Below are 1,629 nucleotides of genomic sequence, written 5' to 3' on the forward strand. Positions count from 1 at the left end.
TCCGACGGCTGGCGTGGTGTACGCCTAATAACTGTCGCTCAGAGCAGAAGGCCGCCCGAGAGGCAGCCTTAGACTGTCACCGGTGTTTGCCGCTGGGTAACGAAGCGAGAAGCTGGGCAATCGCGGCAACTTGCACTTTCGGGTTTGCGCCCGCGAGGATCGGCCGCATGTGCGCTACGAGCGCGTCCGATTGCCGAAGCCACTCTCGCATTTCCCGCTCTTCATTGACCAAGGTAGGCGGCTGCTTACTTGACCGCATATTTCCGTTCGGACGCGTCTGCTGTTGGCCCGATGGCGAAGTTCGGTTTGGCTCAGATATGGTCTGCTGATCGGGGCACACCGGACATGACACGGCGCCGTTCAAACCAGCGCCTTTAACCCTAACCGGTCATTCGGCCAGCCGCCGAAGAATTGACCGGGCTTCGTCTGCAATTTCGCGGACGATGTCGCCGGCCGACTGGACTTGCGACACGAGGCCGACGCTCTGTCCGGCCCATAACGACAGTGCATCAATGTCGCCTTGGGAATCACGATCCGGCGTGTAGGCCTGATAGCGAACGATCGGTCCAATGCGTGACGTGGCGATCACCTCGCCCTCACCCGGGCGCTTGCCTGTTGTAGGACGCCCCGCGGCTTCCCAGGCCTCAACCGTTTGATTTCTGAGCGTGCGATGAGGCGCGTTCGGCCAGCGGATGTCGAAGAGGTTCTCCAGGTAAATCGTGTCGTTTTCGCTGGCTTGCAGAAGACGCTCCCGGTACCGGGTGTGGATGGTGGCCTCATGGCTTGCAAGGAAGCGCGTTCCGATCCACGCGCCAGCGGCACCAAGCGCTAAAGCTGCGGCGAGGCCGCGCCCATCCGCTATGCCGCCGGCGGCCACCACGGGCACCGGGGATACAGCGTCCACGACGTTGGGCACGAGCGGCATTGTCGCCACCGTGCCGCGGACATGACCGCCTGCCTCCCAGCCTGGGCAATCACGACATCGACGCCACCTTCCACGGCTCGCTTTGCTTCCGCTACCGAACCAACGGTGTGCAAGACAGTGGCTCCAGCCGCTCTGGCTTGTCGTGCAAGCGATGATGGGTCTCGCCAGAAGAACGAGATGACGGGTACACCCTCGTCGAGACAGGCCCTCAAGTGTTCCTCCTGGGGAAAATCCAGGACCAGGTTCACGCCGAACGGGCGCGAGGTCAGGGCGCGGGTTTCGCGAATCTGCTGCCGCACGGTGTCGATGTCCGCACGCCAGGGCGCCAGCATGCCGAGTCCCCCTGCATTGCTCACTGCTGACGCCAAGGCGGGCCCGACCGCACCACCATGGGCGCCTGAATGATCGGAAGTTCAATCCCGAGGCGGTCGCAAAGAGCCGTCTTCATCTGATGCACTCCCAGTGCTGGTCTTGAGAACAATCAGCCTCCGTCCGCACCGTTGAGCATGTCAATTGTTTCATGTCTGCATAGGGCCCATCTGCGAAGTTGCCCCTCGGCGGTCGGAAGTCCGCTGGTTGAGCCAGCGCGGACCAGATTTGCTCAACCTAAGTTCTTCGCGTTTTGAACCCTTTTGCGACATCCGCAGCTCTATGGAATTAGGATACGATATTGTCGTTCACCTGTTAGAAGCTTAAGCTGCTGA

General features: G+C 61.3%; 2 protein-coding genes. Both read right to left on the reverse strand.

The window, feature by feature from the left end:
• Window positions 1–388: 388 nt before the first annotated feature.
• Complete coding sequence (locus tag YU9_RS51365; RefSeq protein WP_245266730.1) at window positions 389–925, reverse strand: nitronate monooxygenase; 537 nt, start codon at window positions 923–925, stop codon at window positions 389–391.
• Window positions 859–1,257 carry a nitronate monooxygenase gene (locus YU9_RS51370; protein WP_371259258.1) on the reverse strand — a complete coding sequence of 133 codons (399 nt, stop codon included), beginning with the start codon at window positions 1,255–1,257 and terminating at the stop codon, window positions 859–861. Before YU9_RS51370 ends, YU9_RS51365 begins: the two co-directional genes overlap by 67 nt.
• Window positions 1,258–1,629 lie beyond the last annotated feature (372 nt).

Origin of the sequence: Bradyrhizobium sp. WSM1743 (assembly GCF_000473065.1) — a bacterium.
Lineage (GTDB): Bacteria > Pseudomonadota > Alphaproteobacteria > Rhizobiales > Xanthobacteraceae > Bradyrhizobium.